This is a genomic window from Prevotella bivia DSM 20514, from assembly GCF_000262545.1.
GTDB classification, from domain to species: Bacteria; Bacteroidota; Bacteroidia; order Bacteroidales; family Bacteroidaceae; genus Prevotella; species Prevotella bivia.
On sequence record NZ_JH660659.1, the window covers coordinates 125,280 to 147,554 of the forward strand.

The window sequence follows — 22,275 nt, forward strand, 5'->3', positions numbered from 1 at the left end:
ACATCTATGAATACTTTTTATGTCTCAATGTTAATTTGTTAAGGCTCTGTAAATTATTCTTTCATCTCACCAAAACCTCTTTTGCCTTTTAATACACAACGTGCTTTGTTATTTCGTTTGAATTACCTATCTTTGCATCAAATTAGCTAATTATGGGTTTATTCGGATTATTTAATAAAAGCAAAAAAGAGACACTTGATAAAGGTTTGGAGAAAACGAAACAGAATGTTTTTTCTAAACTTGCACGTGCCGTAGCAGGTAAGTCGGTTGTTGATGATGATGTTCTTGATAACTTGGAGGAAATTTTAGTTACTTCCGATGTGGGAGTAGATACAACTATCAAGATTATTCGTCGTATAGAAGAGCGTGTAGCTAGAGATAAATATGTCTCAACGAGTGAGTTGAACGGTATTTTGAAAAGCGAAATAGCAGAATTGTTAACAGAGAACAATACGGAAAGCCTTGGAAATTGGGAGTTGCCTACTGATAAGAAGCCATACGTTATCCTTGTTGTGGGTGTAAATGGTGTGGGTAAAACTACGACTATTGGTAAACTTGCATATCAGTTTAAGCAGGCAGGGAAAAAGGTTTATTTAGGTGCTGCCGATACTTTCCGTGCAGCTGCTGTTGAACAAATATCCATTTGGGGAGAACGAGTAGGGGTACCTGTTGTAAAACAACAAATGGGAGCTGATCCTGCTAGTGTGGCTTTTGATACCTTACAAAGTGCTAGAGCTAATGAAGCCGATGTTGTACTCATTGATACCGCAGGGCGTTTGCACAATAAAGTAAACCTTATGAATGAGCTAAAGAAGATAAAGGAAGTAATGAAAAAGGTGATGCCTGACGCTCCACATGAAGTTATGTTAGTGCTTGACGGTAGCACTGGGCAAAATGCTTTTGAACAAGCCAAGCAGTTTGCAGCCGTTACGCAGATTACTTCACTTGCGATTACAAAACTTGATGGCACAGCCAAAGGTGGTGTAGTTATTGGTATTAGTGATCAATTGAAAGTGCCTGTAAAATATATTGGATTAGGCGAGGGAATGGAAGATCTACAACTATTTAACAAAGAAGAATTTGTTGATAGTTTGTTTAAGAGCTAATAGATTTCCATTTTTACAATTTCGGGATATGAATAAAAATCAAATAGACATAATAACGATGGGGTGTTCGAAAAACCTTGTCGACTCGGAACTTCTTATGAAACAGTTTGAGGCGAATGGTTTCGAATGTACTCACGATACAGAACAGCCAGAGGGTGAAATTGCAGTTATCAATACATGTGGCTTTATTGAAACAGCAAAAGAAGAAAGTATTAACACCATATTAGAGTTTGTTAATAGGAAAGAAAAAGGGCAGCTAAATAAGCTGTTTGTTATGGGATGTCTTTCTCAACGTTATAAAGACGAACTTGAGAAGGAAATTCCAGAAGTAGATAAGTTTTATGGTAAATTCAACTATAAACAGCTATTAACCGATCTTGGTAAAGCTGATGTAACTTCATGTAATGGTGTTCGTCATCTTACTACTCCCCGCCATTATGCTTATATAAAGATTGCAGAAGGTTGTGATAGACATTGTGCTTATTGTGCTATTCCATTGATTACAGGAAAGCATCGCTCTCGTAAGATGGAAGATATTCTGCAAGAAGTGGAGCAGCTTGTGGCACAAGGCGTAAAGGAGTTCCAAGTTATCGAACAAGAGCTTACCTATTATGGTGTAGATCTTGATGGAAAACACCATATTACAGAGTTGATCTCTCGAATGGCTGATATTAAGGGGGTGGAATGGATTCGTCTTCACTATGCTTATCCTAATCAGTTCCCATTTGATTTGCTAGATGTTATAGCTCAAAAGCCTAATGTATGTAAGTATTTGGATATTGCTTTTCAGCATATTTCTGACCATATGTTGGATAGAATGCATCGCCATGTAAGTAAGCAGGAAACAATTAATTTGATTAAAGAAATACGTTCTCGTGTTCCTAGTATTCATCTGCGTACCACCTTGTTAGTAGGCTTTCCTGGAGAAACAGATGAGGATTTTGAAGAGCTTAAGGACTTTGTTCGTGAGGTTCGTTTTGAACGTATGGGTGCCTTTGCTTATTCTCGTGAGGAAGGTACTTATAGTGCAGAACATTATGAGGATGATGTGCCAGAGGAAGTTAAGCAACAACGTTTAGATGAGTTGATGGCTATTCAGCAAGAAATATCTACTGAGCTTGAAGAGACTAAAATTGGGCAAACCTTTAAAGTTATAATTGATCGTGAGGAAGGAGATTACTATATTGGACGAACAGAGTTTTGTTCGCCAGATGTTGATCCTGAGGTCTTAATAAGTATAGGAGAAGTACCTTTGCGTGTAGGGGAATTCTATAATGTGTATATTACCGACTCCGATGAGTTCGACCTTTATGGTGAAGTAAGATAAATATCTAAAGAATGAATAATAAAGAATTCATAACTAAACTAGCAAGTCAAACTGGTTTTACTCAAGAAGAAAGTCAGAAGATGGTTACTTCTGTTCTCAAAGAAATAGGAAAATCGTTTGAACTGGGCGATCCTGTTCAGATTACTGGATTTGGTACTTTTGATATTAAGAAGCGTATGGAGCGTGTAATGGTAAACCCTGCAACAGGATTAAGAATGCTTGTACCTCCTAAATTGGTACTCAACTTTAAACCAACAAGTACCATTAAAACACATATAAAGAAAGGAGTAAGTGAATAAATGGCTAAGGGTTCTATTCAATCGCTTGCTATTGCAATCGCAAAGAAGTATAAATTATCGAACGTTGATGCAACAAAGTTTGTGGAAGCAATCTTTGATATTGTAACCGAAGAACTTAAGAATAATGGTCAAGTTAAGATTAAGGGCTTAGGAACTTTTAAGGTGCAATCTGTAAAGCCACGTGAAAGTGTTAATGTTAATACGGGGGAACGTGTGCTTATAGAGGGACATGATAAGATTTCTTTTACTCCCGATGCCACAATGAAAGAATTGGTAAATAAGCCTTTCTCGCAATTTGAAACTGTTGTTTTGAATGATGGAGTTGATTTTGAGGAAGAGAAAACTCCAATTGATGATACTTCTGACGAAGATGATAGCACTTCAGAGGATATTTCTATGTCAAATTCAGAAGAAATACCTATAGTAAAATCGGATAAAACATTATTAGACGATGTTACGGTAGTTAAGCACAAAGAGCTTAAACCAATAATTTGCGAAGGTTCTGAACAGCAAAAAGAGGTTGTAGAAGTTCTTTATACTTCTGAAACTTCTGCACCATGTTCTGAAGGACTAAAAATAGAACGTGATGAAGATAATATAGTTGAAAATAAAGAATTTAAAGTTGATGATGACGATAGTGATACTATTGAAAAATCAACTTCTTCTTCGGAGTCTACTATAGTTATTGATGAAGTAAAAAAAACATCAGGATCTACACCGTTAATAGGGAAAAGTACTCTTAAACCTGATGTGAAAAAAGAAACTGCACCAATTGAGGATCTAAAGCGTAATCGGCAAACAACATCTACGCCTGTAGATGTTTTCGATGATGGAGAACCTACCGATGATGAACGTGAAATGCGAACATTGTGGCGTATATTGGTCTGTGTGCTAGTGATAACAGTGCTTGCTTTTGGTGGATATTATATTAAGCAATCCTTCAATGATCAAAGAGAGAGTAAAGAAGTGGTGAAAAAAAATATAATAAAAACCTCAAAGAAGATAGTACTAGTTTCTAAGAAAAAGACTCCATCGCCTGCACCACAATCTTCTGTAGCAGACACAACTTCTTCTGAAAATGACGAAGCAGCTAAGTATGTAAGCCTTAGCAGTGATCCAAAAATACGCTATGGTGCTTATAATATCATTGGCGTTGAAAAAGTTGTAGTTTTAAAGAAGGGTGAAACAATGGCAAGTTATAGCCGTAAATCCCTAGGACCTGACATGGTGGGTTATTTCCAAGTACTAAATGGAGTTGACGAAATGAAAGAAGGAGATACCTTGAAGGTTCCTAAAGTAGAGTATCGACCTCAATATCAGAACCGTAAGTAAATTAAAATTCTACTTGTAGAATAGTTAGAAAGGTTTCCTAAAAGCAACGATTTTAGGAAACCTTTTTTAAGGATATTTAGACAGTTAGTTATACCCTATACCCTTTATTTATTGTACTTTTGTATATTAATAAAAATGATAGACGTAAACTAAAATACTTACAAATGGCAGAAGCTATAGATATTCGTGAGCTTAATGCGCGGATTGAGCAACAAAGCTCATTTATAACAAATTTAACAATCGGGATGAACCAAGTAATTGTTGGGCAAAAACATTTAATTGATTCTCTTCTTATAGGTTTGTTGAGCGATGGACATATTTTGCTAGAAGGTGTCCCAGGCTTAGCAAAAACTTTGGCTATTAAAACCTTATCAGAACTTATAGATTCTAGGTATAGTAGAATACAATTTACTCCTGATCTTTTACCAGCAGATGTCATTGGTACACAGATTTATTCACAAAAAGATGAGAGTTTTAACGTAAAGAAAGGTCCTATATTTGCAAACTTTGTTTTAGCCGATGAGATTAATCGTGCTCCAGCAAAGGTACAAAGTGCTTTACTAGAAGCTATGCAAGAACATCAAGTTACGATTGGCGATCAAACCTTTAAGTTGCCAGAACCTTTCCTTGTTATGGCAACTCAGAACCCTGTAGAACAAGAAGGTACTTATACTTTGCCAGAAGCTCAGGTTGACCGCTTTATGTTAAAGGTGATGATAGATTATCCAACATTAGAAGAGGAAAAACTTGTAATACGCGAGAATTTACAGGAGGCTATGCCTGTAGTTCGTTCTGTTGTGAGTATTGATGAGATCCTTACTGCTAGAAAAATAGTTAAGGATGTTTATTTGGATGATAAGATCATGCAATACATTGCTGATATTGTCTTTGCTACACGTTATCCAGAGCGTTATCAATTAGGCGAATTAAAGCAAATGATAACTTTTGGTGGTAGTCCTCGTGCAAGTATTAACCTTGCTAAGGCTGCTAGAACTTATGCCTTTATTAAGCATAGAGGTTATGTTGTGCCTGAAGATGTTCGTGCTGTGGCGTATGATGTGCTAAGACATCGTATAGGATTGTCGTATGAGGCAGAGGCATCTAACATGACTTCTGAACAGATTATAACAGCTGTATTGAATAAGGTTCAAGTACCTTAATATATTTTTTAATATATCATAACCTCATGGATACTACAGAGTTACTCAGAAAAGTTAGAAAAATAGAGATCAAGACACAAGGGTTAAGTAAAAATATCTTTGCTGGTCAATATCACTCTGCCTTTAAAGGTAGAGGTATGGCTTTTTCTGAAGTGCGTGAGTATCAATATGGTGATGATGTGCGTGATATCGAATGGAATGTAACTGGACGTTTTCATCATCCTTATGTCAAGGTCTTTGAAGAAGAGCGTGAGCTAACAGTAATGCTTTTAGTGGATGTGAGTGGATCTCTTGATTTTGGAACACGTGAACAAATGAAGCGTGATCGTGTTACCGAAATTGCAGCTACACTAGCCTTTTCCGCTATTCAAAACAATGATAAAGTAGGGGTTATCTTCTTTTCTGACCAGATAGAGAAATATATTGCGCCATCAAAAGGACGTAAACACATTCTCTATTGCATTAGAGAGATGCTTACTTTTAAGCCAGAAAGTAAACGCACAGATATAAAAATTGCAATAGAATACCTAACTAAAGTTTTAAAGCGTAGATGTACGGCTTTTCTTATCAGTGATTTTTATACAAAAATCAACTTTGAACAATCGCTTACTATTGCTAATAAAAAGCATGATGTTGTAGCAATTCAAGTATATGATGAGCGTGCAAAAGAATTGCCAGATGTTGGTTTGATGAAAGTTATAGATGCAGAAACAAATCATCAAATGTACATTGATACACATGATAAACGATTGCGTAAGGCACATCGCGATTATTGGGAAAATCGTAATAAACAATTAGATGAGGTATTAAACCAAAGTAGGGTGGATGTAGTTTCTATTGCTACAAATGATGATTATGTAAAGATGCTTATGGCATTATTCTCAAAACGAAGTAGATGAAGCGTAGTTTAGTACTTTTATATATTCTATTAGTTAGTACAATATTTTGTGTTGCACAAACTAATATTAAAGCCGAATTAGATACGACAAAGATCTTGATTGGTGGTAGGACTTCACTGAAAGTTTCGGTAGAAGTTCATGAGAATGTACACCCCATTTTTCCTAGTTTTAAACTCCAACAAGAGCTAACCCCTGGTGTTGAAGTATTAAGTATAAAATGTGATACAATAAATAATATTGATAATAAGCTTTATATTACCACTTATATTCTCACGGCGTGGGAAAAAAATACCTATAAGATCCCGTCACTAACTATAACTGTTGCAGGAAAGAAATTAAAGACAAAAGATTTTTTACTAACAGTTAGTGAAATACCGATTAATAAAAAACACGCTCAGCCCAAACCAGCCGATACTATTGTCGAGATACCTTTTGCTTGGCTTGATCTTATTCCAACTTTTCTCTATCTAATAGCTTCTATATTTGGGCTTGTTATTTCTTATCTCTTGTATCGGAGAATGAAGAAAAATAAGGGTATCAATATGCCAAAGAAGAAGATTGTTAAACTGTCGCCTTACGAAGAAGCATTGAAAGCAATCAATGATTTAAAGGGTGAAGCTAAAGACGTTATTGATCAAAAAAACTATTATACAAAGATAACGACTGTAATAAGGTTATATATATATAAACAGTTTGGTATAAATGCTTTAGAGATGACCTCTGGAGAAATAATAGAAGCTCTTAGTTGTCAAGTTACCACCTCTAAGATTGATGAATTAAGTAATTTGTTTTTAACTGCTGACCTAGTTAAATTTGCGAAATACTCTACCTCTGAAACGGATAAGGAATATTATTTGTCAAATGTTGCTAGTTTTATAGAGGATACAAAAATAGCGATAAACGAAACAAATCTTGAGCCAAATATTGAAACAGAACAAGAAGAAGCTAGGCTAGAAGCAAGAAATAAAACGATAACAAAAGTAATAATCATTGCTATTTTAATGTTGTCTATAGCTTTGTTAGGATATACCTTTTATGAGGCATTTACTATTGTGATATAAAAGAGAACGAGAAATGAATTTTGCGAATAGTGGATACTTATTTTTATTACTCCTTTTGATACCATATATAATATGGTACCTATTTAAAGGTAGAAGAAGCGAGCCTACGATGCAGATGAGTGATACCTATGCTTATAGAAATGCTCCTAAGAGCAATCGTGTCCGTTTCATTCATTTACCTATGTTCTTGCGTTGTGTTACTTATGTGCTAGTTATTATTATATTAGCGCGCCCACAAAGCAATTCTGCTTGGAATAATAAAGAAACAGAAGGTATAGACATTATGCTTGCAATGGATATATCTGCAAGTATGCTTACAAATGACGTTACACCTAATCGCTTGATTGTAGCTAAAAATGTAGCATCCGACTTTATTAATGGTCGCCCTAATGATAATATAGGGCTTACTATCTTTGCGGGAGAAGCATTTACGCAATGTCCCCTTACAATAGATCATGCTACTTTGATTAATTTACTCAATAATGTAAGAGCAGATCTTGTTGTGAAAGGATTAATACAAGATGGGACTGCTATAGGTATGGGATTAGCTAATGCTGTAGGAAGATTAAAAGCTTCAAATGCCAAAAGTAAAATAGTAATCTTATTGACGGATGGTAGCAATAATGTTGGTTCAATTTCTCCAATGACCGCTGCAACCATTGCTAAGAAATTTAATATTCGCGTTTATACAATTGGGCTTGGAACAGAACAGAGTGGAAATTATAACGATATTGACTATACCACATTGAAGCAGATAGCCTTGACCACTAACGGTGAGTTCTATAGGGCGCAGAGTCAAACGGAATTATTGCAGATATATAACGATATTAATAAGCTTGAGAAAACTAAACTAAAAGCAAAAGTAGGTGGAACAAAATACGAGGTTTATATGCCTTTTGCTCTTGCTGCATTACTTTGTTTCTTGCTAGAAATATTTTTACGTCTGACAGTCTTTAGACGCATCCCTTAGTTATTCTATCGAAAGTAAAAACGAATGAGTATGTTCAGATTTGAAAGTCCTATATATCTTTGGTTATTATTGCTAATACCTCTATTAGCAATGTTTTACTATGCTTCTTTCCTACAGGCAAAAAAGCGACTAAAGAGGTTTGGAGATATAGAATTAGTAAAACAATTAGCACCAACTTTATCAAATAAAAAGCGTTTGATAAAGTTTATTTTAATGCAATGCATTCTAACTTTAATTATATTGATATTAGCGCGTCCACAAATAGGAAATCGTATCTCTACGACTAAGCATAGCTTTGGTATCGAAACTGTTATTGCTCTTGATATTAGTAATTCTATGCTAGCACAGGACGTTGTACCATCGCGTTTGGATAAAAGCAAACTCTTGATAGAGGACCTTTTTCGCATTTTTGATAATGATAAAGTGGGGTTAATAGTTTTTGCAGGTGATGCTTTTGTCCAATTACCTATTACCTCTGATTTTATTTCTGCTAAGATGTTCCTTGACAATATTAATCCTTCATTAATAGGAACTCAAGGCACTGATATAGGACAAGCTATTAACCTTGCTATGCATAGCTTCTCGCCTACATCTAAATCGGGCAAAGCTATAGTGGTGATTACAGATGGCGAGGACAATGAAGGTAGGGCTGAAGAAATGGCATCAAAAGCTCAAAAAGCTGGTATCCAAGTGTATATTCTAGGCGTTGGATCTACTTCTGGTGCAGAAATACCTCTTGGAAATGGTGAAATGCTTAAAGATAATAGTGGCAATGTTGTAAGAACACATCTTAACGAGAATATGTGCAAGAAAATTGCAGCTGCTGGTAAAGGTGTATACATCCATGTCGATAATAATAATGATGCACAAAATATATTAAAGGGTGAGCTTTCAAAATTGCAAAAAGGCGAGATTGATAATGTTATTTACAGCGATTTTGATGAGCAATTTCAGGCACTTGCCATTATAGTTATTATCTTAATGATGGTAGAAGTGTGTATTCTTGAGCGTAAAAATGTAAAGCAGAAAAAGGAGGTTAAAAATGAAAAATAAACTTTTAGGGTATAGACTTTGTTTATTTATCTTCTTTTTCAGTTGCGCTATTATAAGTTTTGCACAGTCTGAAACGCAACTTATTCGGCAAGGTAACAAACTTTATCGGGCTAAAAAATATGTCCAAGCAGAGATAGCTTTTCGTAAAGCTTTAGGGAAGAATAGTAGGAATGCTATTGCCACTTACAACTTAGGTTGTGCGTTACAAGCCCAAAAGAAAGTAAAGGAAGCTTTAAAGCAGTATAAGGCTGCAGCTTCTATTGATAATAATTCTGTGCGCAGATCGAAAGCTTACTATAACACTGGTACTATCTTTCAACAGCAAAAAAAGTATGAAGAAGCTATAAAAGCATATAAAAATGCACTACGTTCTAATCCAAATCATAATAATGCGCGATATAATTTAGAACTTTGTAAGCAGCAACAAAAGCAACAACAAAATAAGCAGCAGAAAAAATCTAAAAATAATAAAGATAAGAACAAGCAGCAGAACAAGAATAAAAATAATAAAAACAACCAAAATAAAAACGATCAAAAGCAAGATGATCAAATGAGTAAAGATAATGCAGAACGACTTTTAGATGCCGCTATGCAACAAGAAAAGGCTACTCAAGATAGATTATCAAAGGCAATGCGACAACCTTCTGATCGACAACTAGAAAAAAACTGGTAATATAATATGAATATTCAGCGTTATTTTCTTTCGCTTCTAACAGTACTGTGTTTTCAAGTAATGATAGCACAACATGTGCGTGTAATTGCTCCAAAACGAGTAGCTGTAGGAGAGGAATTTCAAATAGAATATACTGTTTACACGCAGGATGTGCGTCGTTTTCAACTAGGAGCAATTTCTTCTGGCTTAGAGAAAGTATATGGTCCAGCCACTTCTATGCAGCAAAGTATTGGCTTTGTTGATGGGCATACTAGTAGTTCTTCGTCTATTTCTTTTACCTATGTTTTTGTAGCTAATAAGAAAGGAACTTTTAGGATTGCTCCTGCTCGTGTTGATGTTGGTGGTCAGATGTTAGCCTCAACGCCTATTCGTATCACTGCTACTGGTAATGCGAATGTATCAAGATCCTCATCTACAGGTGGAGCCTATTGTGGTACTAACGATGATGAGGATAGCCGCTCTTCTTCGGCTATTACTTCTAAAGATTTATTTATCAAAGTTAGTGCAAATAAGACTACTGTGTATGAGCAAGAACCAGTTTTGCTTACATATAAAGTATATACTACCAAAAATCTTAAACAATTAGCGGGTAAAATGCCTGATCTTGCAGGCTTTCATGTGCAAGAAGTAAGTTTGCCTCAGCAAAAGACTTTCCATAAAGAGCGTTTAAATGGAAGAGTATATAGCACTGTTACGTGGAGTGAATATGTTATGTATCCACAGATGACAGGTGTCTTGAAAATTCCTGCTCTTACTTTTAAAGGACTTATTCAAGTAGGCGATCCCGACTTTAACCCTTTCGAGGCGTTTGGGATCGATAATAGTCATGATATTCAAAAAAATATCATTGCCCCAGGATTATCTATTAGAGTAAAACCATTACCTAGTAAGCCTATTAATTTCTCTGGTGGTGTTGGACATTTTAACATTTCCGCTCAACTTGATAAGAAAGAAGTGAAAGCTGGCGATCCTATTTCTGTTCGTATTGTTGTTAGTGGTTGTGGTAATCTAAAACTAATCCAACAACCTAAGGTTTTATACCCTACTTCATTTGAGATATATGATGTTAAAATTACAGATAAAACTCGTTTAACGGTAAAAGGAACTGAAGGTAATATGATTTATGACCAAACTGTTGTCCCTTGTAAAGAAGGTAAGTTTATAATAAATCCTATTAATTTTACTTATTTTGATGTTGCACAGCAGAAGTATGTTACTGTGCAAACAGAAAAGCTACTCTTAAAAGTATTAAAAGGGAAAGGCACAGATGGCAAATCATCAACAGATGACCTAGCTTCTTTAGGCAGTGATATTCATCCTTTGAAGATGAATGATAGTCCTTTTGATATCTTTAATTATAACTTCTTTAATTCGATAACTTACTGGTTCTTAATCTTTATATTGTTTGTAGCTATTGCAGGAATAGCTTACTTCTTTAGAGAAGGATTTAAAAATAGTTCAGTTGATTTTTCTCTAAAGCGTGAAAAAAATGCGAATAAGACAGCAACGTGTCGATTAGATGCGGCTTATGCTATGATGTTAAAGGGGGAGAATATTGAGTTTTATGAAGAAATATCTCATACATTATGGGGATATGTTAGCGACAAACTTCATATTGCAATAGGTGAATTATCAAGAGAAAATATTAGTGAGAAACTTGCCGCAATGAATATGCCTGGTGATGTTACAAATAAATTTATCTCGGCGTTAGATGAATGCGAATTTCAGCGTTATGCACCAGGTGATGAACGTGGCAATATGCGTCGTACTTATGATACAGCCATAGCAGCTATTAGCTCTATAGAGAATGCTACTAAGAAAAAGAAAAAAGCAGGAAATATGAAGTCTATTTTGTTTATGCTAAGCTTCTTTATGTTATCTGTATTGCCTTCGTTTGGCATAAATCAAACTAAGCATGATGCAGACGTACTATATAAGAAAGGGCATTATGCAGCAGCAGTGCAGGCTTATGAATTCCTTTTACAAAAGGGAGCATCAGCCAATCTTTACTATAATTTAGGTAATTCTTATTACAAGCAAGATAGTATTACTAAGGCTGTAATTGCTTACGAGCGTGCCCTTCGCCTTTCACCTAGTGATGAAGATATTAAGTTTAATTTGCAATTAGCACAGTCGAAGACTATTGATAATATTGCTCCTGCTTCAGAAATGTTCTTTGTTACTTGGTATAAGTCTTTAGTCAACTTACTAAGTATTGATGGCTGGGCATGGATTTCAATTCTCTCGCTCCTCATTATCATTTGCGGAATGGGTGTATTCCTGTGGGTTAAAAAGTTGAATTTTAGAAAAACTTTAACCAAATTATTAGTTGTTCCAATATTTACGTTTATATTTTCTCTTTTCTTTGCTTTCCAGCAAAAGATAATAGTCTCATCTCATAATTTTGCAATCGTTACTTCTCCGTCAGTAGTTGTAAAAACAGCTCCAGATGCAGCGGCAAGTAAGGCTTTTATTATTCATGAAGGAACAAAAGTAGAGATCTTAGATAAGTCAATGGATCAATGGTGGGAGGTTACGCTTGAAGATGGTAGAAGAGGTTGGATAGAAAAAGGACTTACTGAAGTTATTTAATCATTTAAATATCAATTATACCAAACATTAAATGAGTTTAGAGTTACTCAAGTATTTTGATGAAGCCTTAGTTGTTGCCTTACATGGTGGTAATAATTTGTTTTTGGACAATTTTGTAATTGTCCTTACCTCTGCTTATACTTGGATACCTCTTTATATAGCTCTATTATTCTTGGTCATCAAGAATAATGAAAATTGGAAAAAGATTTTTCTTATTATTGGTGTTTTGATGGGTACTATAATATTAAGTAATATTCTTAATAATTTAATTATTAAACCCGTCTTTGGGCGTATTCGTCCTTTTAACAATCCTGCCTTACATCATTTGTTACCTTTAGTCAATGGCTATACAGCTAAGGGGTTTAGCTTTTATTCCTCACATACAAGTAATTGTTTTCTTATTCTTACATTTATAACATTACTTGTACGAAATAAAACGTTATCTTTTTTTCTCCTTTTGTGGTCTTTAATGATTGCATGGACTAGGTTATATGTTGGTGTTCATTATCCCACAGATATACTTATAGGCATATTGTTGGGTACTCTTTTAGCTATAATAGGATATATCCTCTATTATAAAACATATAAGATAACAAATGAGCACTTGCATTTTATTTCAGCACAATACACCACAACGGGTTATCGTTTAGCAGATATTGATATAGTGCTGAATATTTTTATTTTAACGCTTATTTATGCAGTATTTCATGCTGTATTACAATTATAAATATATTTTATTATGTCAGAAGAAACAAAACATATTAGTATTTCCGATTATAATTATCTGCTGCCTGATGAACGTATCGCTAAGTTCCCTTTGGCAAAGCGTGATAATAGCAAATTGTTACTATATAAACATGGAGACGTTGTAGAAGATATTTTCTACAATTTGCCTAAATATTTACCTAAAGGTGGATTAATGGTTTTTAATAACACGAAGGTTATTCAGGCACGTATCCATTTTCGTAAAGAGACAGGTGCGCTAATAGAGGTCTTTTTGCTTGAGCCTACAGCTCCAACGGATTATGAGTTGATGTTTCAGACTACTCATACTTGTTCTTGGCTTTGTATGGTGGGCAATTTAAAGAAATGGAAAGACGGAGTATTAAAGCGTGAGTTTGAGATTAAAGGACATAAACTCACACTTATAGCTTCTCTCAATCGTGATAAAACAGCTAATACTCCCGGTGGAACGAATCATTGGATAGACTTTTCATGGGATAATGCTAATGTATCGTTTGCTGAAATACTTGAAATGGTTGGAGAACTCCCAATACCACCATATCTTAATCGTGAAACTGAAGAAAGTGATAAAGAAACTTACCAAACCGTATATTCAAAAATAAAAGGATCGGTTGCTGCTCCAACGGCAGGACTTCATTTTACCCCAGAGGTGTTACAAGCTCTTGACGCTAGCGGAATTGTACGCGATGAGCTTACACTCCATGTAGGTGCAGGTACTTTTAAGCCCGTTAAGAGCGAAGAGATAGAAGGACATAATATGCACACAGAGTATGTTGTGGTACATCGTCATACTTTAGAGAATTTGCTTGCGCATGATTGTTCAGCCATTGCTGTGGGTACTACTAGTGTTCGAACATTAGAGAGTTTATATTATATGGGGGTTCATCTTGCAATAAATCCTGATGCTACAGAAGCAGAGTTGCATGTTAATCAGTGGGAACCTTACGACTTAGAACATAATGAAGCAGGATTGGTAATAATAAATGGTAAGGTTATAACTGTTGCAAGTGCTATTGAGAATATCCTTAATTATTTAAAGAAGGATAATCTGCAAGCACTCCATTCAAGCACACAAATCATCATTGCTCCTGGGTTTACCTATAAAATAGTAAAAGCTCTTGTAACCAACTTCCACCAACCACAGTCTACACTCCTTTTGTTGGTTAGTGCTTTTGTGAAAGGCGATTGGCGAAAGATATATGATTACGCTCTTAGCCATGATTTCCGTTTTTTAAGTTATGGCGATTCTTCTTTATTGATTCCTTAGATTAGGAAGTAAACATTTTAAACAAATTGAAAGATGAAAAAAGGTGATAAAGTAAGATTTCTCAATGAAAATGGAGGTGGTATTATAGCTGGCTTCCAAGGAAAAAATATAGTATTGGTAGAGGACGAAGATGGCTTTCAAATTCCAACCCCTGCAACAGAAGTTGTTATTATTGAAGATGCTAATGCTGATGCAAAGGCGTTGAGTAAGATAGAGGAAAAAGCTCGTGAAATAGAAACCGACGAGTTAAAGAAAAGTGTTAAGCAACGCCTTGCAGATAATGAAGACGATGAGTTAGAAAACTGGCGTGATATAGATGTTGAGGTGAAACCATACGAAGATCCCTCAATAGGCTTCGAACTTCCTGCGCAAGAACGTATAGGGGGTAATAAGCTTTCTGTATATATTGCTTATGTACCAATAGATGAAAACCAACTATCCACAACCCGTTTTGAAGCTTATCTTGTTAATGATTCCAATTACTATATTAGCTTTGCTTATCAAACAGCAGATGAGGACGATCAATGGACTTTGCGCACTCATGGAGAGGTGGAGCCTAATATGAAACTTAAATTGGAGGAATTTGGAAGAGATGATTTGAACAACTTATTGAAAGGAGATGTGCAATTCTTTGCATATAAGATAGATAAGCCATTTTCAATAAAGTCAGTATATGATGTTCAGGTAAAGCTTGATGCGGTAAAATTTTATAAGCAAAATGCTTTTCGAGATAATATGTTTTTTGAAAAACCAGCAATTCTCTATACGCTTGTATTAGATGATAAGCAAGGGCATACTTCTAATGTGGAGCCAAAAAAAATGAGCTTGGAAGTGGAAATAGAGAAAACTCAGAAGCAGCAACCTGCTCGTGTACAAGAAACAATAGCAAAAGAAAAATTAGCAACTCTTCAGAAACATTTTACAGAAGCTACACCTATAGCACCAACAACAAAAATGTCAAAGAAAGTAATGCGTGAGGATAAGATTATCATAGATCTGCATGCTAATACTCTTTTAGAAACAACGCAAGGTATGTCTTCTGCCAATATTTTAGAATACCAGCTAGAGGTTTTCCGAAAAACGTTAGACGAATATAAGGGTACAAAGGGGCAAAAGGTTATTTTTATACATGGAAAGGGTGAGGGTGTATTGCGTCAGGCTTTACTTCATGAACTAAACTATCGCTATAAACACTACTCTTACCAAGATGCATCTTTTCGTGAGTATGGCTATGGAGCCACGCAGGTAACAATAAAGTAATAACACTGATTTTTATCTTAATAACTGAAAATTTGATGAAATACGGATTTATAAAAGTAGCAGCAGCAATACCTTCTGTAAAGGTAGCTGACACACAGTACAATCTTGCGGAAATAGAGAAACAGGTAATCATAGCTGAGGGTGAAGGAGTGGAAATCATTGTGTTTCCTGAATTGTCGCTAACAGGCTATTCGTGTCAAGACTTGTTTCATCAACAAATTTTATTAGATAATATAGAAACCTCTGTTATACAATTGCTCGATTTTACCCGACAGCTAGATATTACAGTTATAGTAGGTGCACCTATTTGTGCCGATTCTGTTTTGCTTAATTGCGCTTTGGTTATTCAGCATGGTAAGTTGATCGGAATAGTTCCTAAAACTTATTTGCCTAACTATGGTGAATTTTACGAAAAACGCTGGTTTGCTTCTTCGCAAGATCTTCAATTTCAAAGTATTTATTATGTAGGCGAAAAGATAACAATTTCTTCAGATATACAGCTGTTTACAACCTCACAAGGTGTAAAGTTTGGTATTGAAATATGTGAAGATCTATGGGCTCCAATTCCTCCTAGCAACCAATTAACATTGGCAGGGGCTGAACTCATTTTTAATCTTTCGGCAAGCGATGATCTCATAGGAAAGCATAATTATCTAAAATCGTTGGTAGCACAGCAGAGTGCTAGAACCATTTCTGGATATATTTATAGTGGGTGCGGATTTGGTGAAAGTACTCAAGATGTCGTTTATGGAGGCAATGGATTTATCTATGAGAATGGTCAATTGCTAGCAGAGGCTAAACGTTTTGAAATAGAAAGTCAATTAATTATATCTGAAGTTGATATAGAGAAACTGCGTACAGAACGTCGTTCAAATACTACTTTCGTCAATGCGCAACGTCCATCGGTTATGCAACGACTTAGAGCCAATAATCAGTTGCCTCTACAAAATATTACAGCGTGCATACCTGCATCTATCCAACGTGATTTTGTGCTTACACGACTGGTGGATAAATATCCTTTTATTCCAAAGGGAGACAAACTGCGTGAACATTGCGAAGAAATATTGAACATTCAGGTTTGTGGTTTAGCAAAGCGTTTATCACACATCAATTGCAAAACAGTTGTTATAGGTGTGAGTGGTGGGCTAGATTCTACTTTAGCACTTCTCGTTGCAACACAAACATTCGACAAGTTAGGATACGATCGTAGAGGAATTATTGGCATTACAATGCCAGGCTTTGGTACTACTGACCGTACTTATAATAATGCGATTACATTAATGCAAAACCTAGGTATCACTATACGTGAAATTAGCATTGCAGCCTCAGTAAAGCAACACTTTACAGATATAGAACATAATATAGACGTGCATGATATAACTTATGAAAATTCACAAGCCCGTGAGCGTACGCAGATATTGATGGATATAAGTAATCAAGTTGGTGGTATTGTTATTGGTACAGGCGATTTGAGCGAGCTAGCTCTTGGCTGGTGTACTTATAATGGTGATCACATGAGTATGTATGCTGTTAATGTGGGTATTCCAAAGACTTTAATAAAACACTTAGTTTCTTATGTAGCTGAAAATGGAGTAGAGGATTCTATAAAACTTACACTTGAAGATATTGTTAATACTCCTATTTCACCAGAGCTTACGCCTGCTGATGAAAACGGAGAGATTGTCCAAAAGACAGAAGACCTTGTAGGTCCTTACGAATTGCATGATTTCTTTCTTTATTATGTACTACGCTTTGGTTTCCGTCCAAAGAAAATATTCTGGCTTGCACAGCAAGCCTTTAAGGAAGAATATGCCGATGGTATTATTTTACATTGGCTTCGCATCTTCTATAAGCGTTTCTTCTCACAGCAGTTTAAACGCTCTTGTTTGCCTGATGGTCCAAAGGTTGGTAGTGTAAGTCTCTCGCCTCGTGGAGATTGGCGTATGCCTTCTGATGCGATGACAACTGATTGGATAAAAGATCTTGAAGATATACAATGCTAATAAAACTATCTTTGAGTAAATCTAGGTATTAACTATTAAACGATAAAAGCTTACCTCCTTACAGTAAAAAGGTAAGCTTTTATCTATGAAAAGGTATTCTTTTGCAGTGAAAAATAATTTATTTTTCTAGTGCATTTAATTTATTTTTAAAACAAAAATAAATTAAAAATGTTTTTGAATAATGAGCTTTTGTTAGAACAAATATAAGCTTTAACAGCAAAAAGACAGTGTTTTAGTCCTTAAATGCTGCTCTTTTTTTGTTTAGTTCCAAGTTACTTTATTTATCCTACCTAATTTAATAGTTGCCTTTACTATATAGTTTTTTGCCACTTTACCACCTTTGCGGTTAATAATAAGTTTAGCAGGCATTTTTATCTGTATAGTACTATCAGTACCTACAGTGGAAACTATTTCGTCTGAACTTCCCAAATGCCAATTGATAGTTTTTACATCTGCTTGATAAAGCTTATCGTTCATATACCTTATAATATCTTGAGCGGTAGCTCCCGATGCCCCAAGGAAATTAAGTTGGCTAGCTACTGCTCCTGTAATTTTGTCCTTGCTACGCGTATTCATGCCTACAAGTAATTGTCGTACACATGCAATAGCTTTTGCTTGTTCGTCTTTTGATGCAGGTTTTACAAGTATCGTTTTTAGTTTCTCTTCGGCTTCATGTTTGTGGATACCATTTGGATGATTGGTAAGATAATCTAAATAGGCTTTTTCTGTATTTGAAACTATTGTTTTTTGCCAATCTAGTTCATCAAGCTTTACCATTATCTCTTTCTTATGAGGAGTGTTTGGGTGTGCAGCTAAATATTGCTGATAGGTTTCGCGTGTATTTATCTTGATAATATTATTCCAATTATCTGTGTCAATAGAAGAACTATTCTTGCTCAATAGGGTAGAAATCATTTTTCTATGATTGATAGGTGCTTCAGGAAAGTTTTCAAGATACTGATTTAAAAGCGTAAGGTCATTACTCTTTAGGGCTAGTTCATATTCTTGAGCTTCAGTGTTTGGTTTTGTCTTTTTATAAATGAAAAGAAAAATAATACCAGCAAGAATTGCTATTGCTATAGCTATAATTAGGGACTTGTGGCTGCGTCTATTTGGAATACCTTTTACATCTTCAGTAGAAAAAGAATCTTCTACTTTAGAGTAGTCGCTCTCTATTGTTTGTGCAGGGGTAGGGGCTGTGGAAAGGGCTAATCGTTCTTCTTGTCCTTCTGCTTCAGAGATGTTTAAAAGAGTTGTTGCGATGACTTCCGATGTGGCTTGTCTTTCATTGATACTATTCTCTGTATCCCTTATTATGACATCTTGATTATCTTTTGTGTCTATTGTTATATTAGCTTCGCTTATAACCTCTTCCTTACTTATGGTTATGTTAGGGTGGGAGATCGTTTGTGGTGCTACATAATGGCAGTTAGGACACATACCATCTTCTTTAAGGTAAAGCTCTCCACAATTAGAACATTTAATAATGTGACCAGCAATCTCAACACCGCAACTTGGGCATATAGGTGCCTTATCGCTAACTTGATGACCGCATTCAGGACATTTAATTATCATGAGGTTTTAATGTCTGATTTGTTTATAGAAAGGATTAATGAGTGTATGTTAATGACCGTAAAACTACCGTCGACGTGGAAACCGAATTTCACGTATGCTATGCCTACCAAGAAGTCTGCTTTTATCTATATATCCGTTAACCCCATTAATATGCCCTTTTCCTGTATATTGCCAAGCAAAAATATCTCTACCATCTTTTAGCACAGGCTCACGTCCATTGTATTGAGCAATGAAAAGCTTATATTCATCAATAGATCCAGAAAGGTAGCGATTATAAAAATTAGTATATGTATAAACTAAAGGACGTACTCCGTAAGCCTTAGTCATCAGCACAAGAAACTTTTGTAAGCTGTCTTGTAGTGCATAAGCAGACAGCCCACCAGTAGTTTCTACATCAACCATCGGAATTAAGTCTTGATCTTGTGGACGACATTGGGTAAGGAAGTTTTGAAGTTGCACTTCTTGTGGAACTTTAGGGCGATAAAAATGGTAGGATCCTACATTCATTCCATAGCGTTGTGCCGATTCTATATTCTCTAAATAAGTTTTGTCAATATGGGAAGCTCCTTCTGAAGCCTTAAGATACACGTAATTGAGTTTATGGTTACTGTTTTGAGAAATGGTTTCCCACCATACACTTCCCTGATAATGACTCATATCAATGCCATGAATATGCCGACAAGTATCTTCGCATTGTATATATGATTGTGCTTTCAAATGACTGAAAGCGCATATTGATATGATAGTTAAGAAGAATAATTTAAATTTCATAATTGCAAAGATACAATATTCTGCCGATAAAATTTGGATAAAAGGCTATATATTAAGAAGTTTTTAGGGGCATTAATCTTTAGAAATTTTAAAGGAAATAGTAAAATCCTATTCTTCTATTTCTTTCAAACTTTTAGTGAAATTGTTAATGAAATTGCTAACTGTTTCTATTGGGAAATAATTGATATATCTAAAACTACGTCGTAAGTTTCTGCGTAATACAGCATTATTATTCCGCACAAAACCTAGAGAGTTTTGTCTAAAATGCCATTCTTGCGCTGTATCTTTTGCAAGGTCAGAGATACTTTTCATGGTTAACTTATAAGCTCTGTTTTCATATTCCTCCACAAAAGGAATTTCATCTTGGTCGAATCCAAAAACAGAAATAAGAATATTACCTTGTAGCTGTGCAATGGATTGAAAAAAAAGATAGGAAATCCACTTTTCTAATTTTAAAACATCAATTCGGTCGCCTTTACCTGAAGCTCTAAGATACTTTCCTAAACTAATAATGCCTTCTAGGCTCATGCCATGATTGAGCATTGCTTTTGAGTTGATAATGATGATTTTAAGGAGATCAATCGTTTCAACCGAAGTATCTATAGCGTGTATTTCGTTTTTGATAATATTCTGCAAGCGGTGATTAAGAATACTATTACTCAACTTTATTTCTTTGGGTAGCTTATCAAAAGGTGAAGCAGGTATGTGTTTTGCCTTTTCTTTTATAAGTGCTACAATATCTTCTGGTAATTGTAAATTATCTCCACTAGCATATTTATTGATACCATCAATAAAGGTAGATACCACACCTTGTGCCTCAACCATCTGAATGAGCCGTTTCCATTTAAAAGAGGACATCGGCTCTATAGGAAAATGAGTGTCAAAGGCACCATATTGCAATATTTTAAAAAAATTGCGTTCAATGATTGCCATGTCTTTAAAATCTACCGCTTTCATAATTTTGAATTGATTTGAGAAGAAATATACTTAGATAAAATCTTATACGGTAATATTTTATATCTGTGTTCTATGATAAAAATCGATATTTTCTTTTGTGAGAAATTCTATTGGCATATAATTTACAGGTTTAACTTCCTTTTTAAGCACTATGTGTCTAAAGAGAGTTTCGATGCTTGCGAAGCCTTGTTGATAGGCGTGCTGTGCTATCAAGAAAGATACACTTCCTTTCTTTAAACATTCTACGTTCTTTAAAACCACGTCATAGCCCACTATTTGGATGTCTTTCTTATTTTTCTTTAGCAAATATTCTCCTACAAGATGGGCTTTTGAATTCAATGCAATGCAATGATGGATTTCAGGATGATTGGTGAAGAAATCGTCTAAAATATATTCGTATTGCTTTCTTTCTTCATCAAGGGGAAGATTTACTTCGTAAATATTAATATCAGGATAATTACTTTCCATATAAGCACGCAACCCCTTCTCACGATACTCTTGCTGACGCGATGCCATTTTGCCATCTATCGTCTGCTTTACAATAGCTATAGATGTCTCAGACTGTGTAAAAAGCATAAGCATGTGAGCTGCAAAGGAGCCACTTTGGAAAGAATCTTGACCATAGAAAGATAATGGTTTGAGATCGGGTATATAGGAATCAAGTAACACGAAAGGTATTTTCTTCTCGTGAAGGACATCGGTAAACTGTCGAGTTAGCGCTAATGTATAGGGAACTACGATAACTCCATCAGGTTCTTTGGAAAGACATTTTTGGAAAGTCTCAACAAAAGATTCGGAATTAAGGCGGCTATAATACATAATTTTTAGGCTAATATTAAAGTCTCTTCGTTGTTCCACTGCTTTTAAAGCTCCTTCTTCTATCTCATCCCAATAAGCTTCGCTAGCATGTTTTGGCAAAAGAATATAAAAAGTATAACTCTTATTGTATGCTAACGCACTAGCATAAACATTAGGCTGATAATTCATTTCTTTCAATGCTTTTTCAACCTTTTGAAGTGCATCAACAGATACATTAGGACGCTTGTGAATAACCCTATCAACAGTACCTACACTTACTCCTGCTCTTTCTGCAATATCTTTTATTCTAATTTTCTCAGTCATAATGTTTTTCCTCCTTTAATTATATCTGCAAAAGTAAAAAAAAAAATAGAACTGTGCGAACACACACTGATAATAAATAGATAAAAGCGTTGATAAACTTTGAC

19 protein-coding genes are annotated in these 22,275 nt (G+C 35.2%); 15 read left to right on the forward strand and 4 right to left on the reverse strand.

Annotation, left to right across the window (positions count from 1 at the left end):
• The first annotated feature begins 152 nt into the window (after positions 1-152).
• The 15 genes from ftsY (at position 153) to PREBIDRAFT_RS01250 (ending at position 17,746) form a co-directional block, all read left to right on the forward strand.
• The gene (gene ftsY / locus PREBIDRAFT_RS01180) at positions 153-1,106 is read left to right on the forward strand and encodes a signal recognition particle-docking protein FtsY (protein ID WP_004336562.1); all 954 of its coding nucleotides are present in this window, start codon (positions 153-155) and stop codon (positions 1,104-1,106) included.
• A 28-nt stretch (positions 1,107-1,134) separates the two neighbouring features.
• On the forward strand, positions 1,135-2,433 hold the full coding sequence (gene rimO / locus PREBIDRAFT_RS01185; RefSeq protein WP_004338986.1) for a 30S ribosomal protein S12 methylthiotransferase RimO: 1,299 nt from the start codon (positions 1,135-1,137) through the stop codon (positions 2,431-2,433).
• A gap of 11 nt (positions 2,434-2,444) precedes the next feature.
• Positions 2,445-2,732: an HU family DNA-binding protein gene (locus PREBIDRAFT_RS01190; protein WP_004336566.1), complete on the forward strand. Its 288-nt coding sequence runs from the start codon at positions 2,445-2,447 to the stop codon at positions 2,730-2,732.
• Positions 2,733-4,064, forward strand: coding sequence for an HU family DNA-binding protein (locus PREBIDRAFT_RS01195; protein WP_004336568.1), 1,332 nt, complete (start codon positions 2,733-2,735; stop codon positions 4,062-4,064).
• Positions 4,065-4,228: 164 nt separating this feature from the next.
• A complete protein-coding gene (locus tag PREBIDRAFT_RS01200; protein WP_004338987.1) occupies positions 4,229-5,224 on the forward strand; it encodes an AAA family ATPase in 996 nt (331 codons plus the stop codon).
• A 26-nt stretch (positions 5,225-5,250) separates the two neighbouring features.
• Positions 5,251-6,123 (forward strand): DUF58 domain-containing protein, encoded by an 873-nt coding sequence (locus PREBIDRAFT_RS01205; RefSeq protein ID WP_004336572.1) that lies wholly within the window; start codon positions 5,251-5,253, stop codon positions 6,121-6,123.
• A complete protein-coding gene (locus PREBIDRAFT_RS01210; protein WP_004336574.1) occupies positions 6,120-7,184 on the forward strand; it encodes a BatD family protein in 1,065 nt (354 codons plus the stop codon). Before PREBIDRAFT_RS01205 ends, PREBIDRAFT_RS01210 begins: the two co-directional genes overlap by 4 nt.
• Before the next feature lie 13 nt (positions 7,185-7,197).
• Positions 7,198-8,154, forward strand: coding sequence for a vWA domain-containing protein (locus PREBIDRAFT_RS01215; RefSeq protein ID WP_004336576.1), 957 nt, complete (start codon positions 7,198-7,200; stop codon positions 8,152-8,154).
• 30 nt (positions 8,155-8,184) lie between these two features.
• Positions 8,185-9,207 carry a VWA domain-containing protein gene (locus tag PREBIDRAFT_RS01220; RefSeq protein ID WP_004336579.1) on the forward strand — a complete coding sequence of 341 codons (1,023 nt, stop codon included), beginning with the start codon at positions 8,185-8,187 and terminating at the stop codon, positions 9,205-9,207.
• Positions 9,197-9,880: a tetratricopeptide repeat protein gene (locus PREBIDRAFT_RS01225; protein WP_004336581.1), complete on the forward strand. Its 684-nt coding sequence runs from the start codon at positions 9,197-9,199 to the stop codon at positions 9,878-9,880. Before PREBIDRAFT_RS01220 ends, PREBIDRAFT_RS01225 begins: the two co-directional genes overlap by 11 nt.
• Before the next feature lie 6 nt (positions 9,881-9,886).
• Positions 9,887-12,472 (forward strand): BatD family protein, encoded by a 2,586-nt coding sequence (locus PREBIDRAFT_RS01230; RefSeq protein WP_004336584.1) that lies wholly within the window; start codon positions 9,887-9,889, stop codon positions 12,470-12,472.
• Positions 12,473-12,503: 31 nt separating this feature from the next.
• Complete coding sequence (locus tag PREBIDRAFT_RS01235; protein ID WP_004336586.1) at positions 12,504-13,199, forward strand: phosphatase PAP2 family protein; 696 nt, start codon at positions 12,504-12,506, stop codon at positions 13,197-13,199.
• Between the two features lie 12 nt (positions 13,200-13,211).
• Positions 13,212-14,483, forward strand: coding sequence for an S-adenosylmethionine:tRNA ribosyltransferase-isomerase (locus tag PREBIDRAFT_RS01240; protein WP_004336589.1), 1,272 nt, complete (start codon positions 13,212-13,214; stop codon positions 14,481-14,483).
• A gap of 33 nt (positions 14,484-14,516) precedes the next feature.
• Positions 14,517-15,743, forward strand: coding sequence for a DUF2027 domain-containing protein (locus PREBIDRAFT_RS01245; RefSeq protein WP_004336592.1), 1,227 nt, complete (start codon positions 14,517-14,519; stop codon positions 15,741-15,743).
• A 35-nt stretch (positions 15,744-15,778) separates the two neighbouring features.
• On the forward strand, positions 15,779-17,746 hold the full coding sequence (locus tag PREBIDRAFT_RS01250) for an NAD(+) synthase (RefSeq protein WP_004336595.1): 1,968 nt from the start codon (positions 15,779-15,781) through the stop codon (positions 17,744-17,746).
• A 261-nt stretch (positions 17,747-18,007) separates the two neighbouring features.
• On the opposite strand, the gene PREBIDRAFT_RS01255 is transcribed toward PREBIDRAFT_RS01250, so the two are convergent.
• From PREBIDRAFT_RS01255 to PREBIDRAFT_RS01270, 4 genes are all read right to left on the reverse strand, one after another.
• Entirely contained in the window at positions 18,008-19,321 is a 1,314-nt protein-coding gene (locus PREBIDRAFT_RS01255) for a zinc ribbon domain-containing protein (RefSeq protein ID WP_004338988.1), read from the reverse strand.
• 63 nt (positions 19,322-19,384) lie between these two features.
• Positions 19,385-20,092 (reverse strand): glycoside hydrolase family 25 protein, encoded by a 708-nt coding sequence (locus PREBIDRAFT_RS01260; RefSeq protein WP_004336600.1) that lies wholly within the window; start codon positions 20,090-20,092, stop codon positions 19,385-19,387.
• Between the two features lie 108 nt (positions 20,093-20,200).
• Complete coding sequence (locus PREBIDRAFT_RS01265) at positions 20,201-21,049, reverse strand: hypothetical protein (RefSeq protein ID WP_004336603.1); 849 nt, start codon at positions 21,047-21,049, stop codon at positions 20,201-20,203.
• Positions 21,050-21,106: 57 nt separating this feature from the next.
• A complete protein-coding gene (locus PREBIDRAFT_RS01270) occupies positions 21,107-22,171 on the reverse strand; it encodes a LacI family DNA-binding transcriptional regulator (RefSeq protein ID WP_004336606.1) in 1,065 nt (354 codons plus the stop codon).
• Positions 22,172-22,275 lie beyond the last annotated feature (104 nt).

Excerpts from the sequence above, each read along its gene's own strand:
- ftsY (WP_004336562.1), top strand. The coding sequence starts at position 153 with ATGGGTTTATTCGGATTATTTAATAAAAGCAAAAAAGAGACACTTGAT.
- rimO (WP_004338986.1), top strand. The coding sequence starts at position 1,135 with ATGAATAAAAATCAAATAGACATAATAACGATGGGGTGTTCGAAAAAC.
- PREBIDRAFT_RS01190 (WP_004336566.1), top strand. The coding sequence starts at position 2,445 with ATGAATAATAAAGAATTCATAACTAAACTAGCAAGTCAAACTGGTTTT.
- PREBIDRAFT_RS01195 (WP_004336568.1), top strand. The coding sequence starts at position 2,733 with ATGGCTAAGGGTTCTATTCAATCGCTTGCTATTGCAATCGCAAAGAAG.
- PREBIDRAFT_RS01200 (WP_004338987.1), top strand. The coding sequence starts at position 4,229 with ATGGCAGAAGCTATAGATATTCGTGAGCTTAATGCGCGGATTGAGCAA.
- PREBIDRAFT_RS01205 (WP_004336572.1), top strand. The coding sequence starts at position 5,251 with ATGGATACTACAGAGTTACTCAGAAAAGTTAGAAAAATAGAGATCAAG.
- PREBIDRAFT_RS01210 (WP_004336574.1), top strand. The coding sequence starts at position 6,120 with ATGAAGCGTAGTTTAGTACTTTTATATATTCTATTAGTTAGTACAATA.
- PREBIDRAFT_RS01215 (WP_004336576.1), top strand. The coding sequence starts at position 7,198 with ATGAATTTTGCGAATAGTGGATACTTATTTTTATTACTCCTTTTGATA.
- PREBIDRAFT_RS01220 (WP_004336579.1), top strand. The coding sequence starts at position 8,185 with ATGTTCAGATTTGAAAGTCCTATATATCTTTGGTTATTATTGCTAATA.
- PREBIDRAFT_RS01225 (WP_004336581.1), top strand. The coding sequence starts at position 9,197 with ATGAAAAATAAACTTTTAGGGTATAGACTTTGTTTATTTATCTTCTTT.
- PREBIDRAFT_RS01230 (WP_004336584.1), top strand. The coding sequence starts at position 9,887 with ATGAATATTCAGCGTTATTTTCTTTCGCTTCTAACAGTACTGTGTTTT.
- PREBIDRAFT_RS01235 (WP_004336586.1), top strand. The coding sequence starts at position 12,504 with ATGAGTTTAGAGTTACTCAAGTATTTTGATGAAGCCTTAGTTGTTGCC.
- PREBIDRAFT_RS01240 (WP_004336589.1), top strand. The coding sequence starts at position 13,212 with ATGTCAGAAGAAACAAAACATATTAGTATTTCCGATTATAATTATCTG.
- PREBIDRAFT_RS01245 (WP_004336592.1), top strand. The coding sequence starts at position 14,517 with ATGAAAAAAGGTGATAAAGTAAGATTTCTCAATGAAAATGGAGGTGGT.
- PREBIDRAFT_RS01250 (WP_004336595.1), top strand. The coding sequence starts at position 15,779 with ATGAAATACGGATTTATAAAAGTAGCAGCAGCAATACCTTCTGTAAAG.
- PREBIDRAFT_RS01255 (WP_004338988.1), bottom strand. The coding sequence starts at position 19,321 with ATGATAATTAAATGTCCTGAATGCGGTCATCAAGTTAGCGATAAGGCA.
- PREBIDRAFT_RS01260 (WP_004336600.1), bottom strand. The coding sequence starts at position 20,092 with ATGAAATTTAAATTATTCTTCTTAACTATCATATCAATATGCGCTTTC.
- PREBIDRAFT_RS01265 (WP_004336603.1), bottom strand. The coding sequence starts at position 21,049 with ATGAAAGCGGTAGATTTTAAAGACATGGCAATCATTGAACGCAATTTT.
- PREBIDRAFT_RS01270 (WP_004336606.1), bottom strand. The coding sequence starts at position 22,171 with ATGACTGAGAAAATTAGAATAAAAGATATTGCAGAAAGAGCAGGAGTA.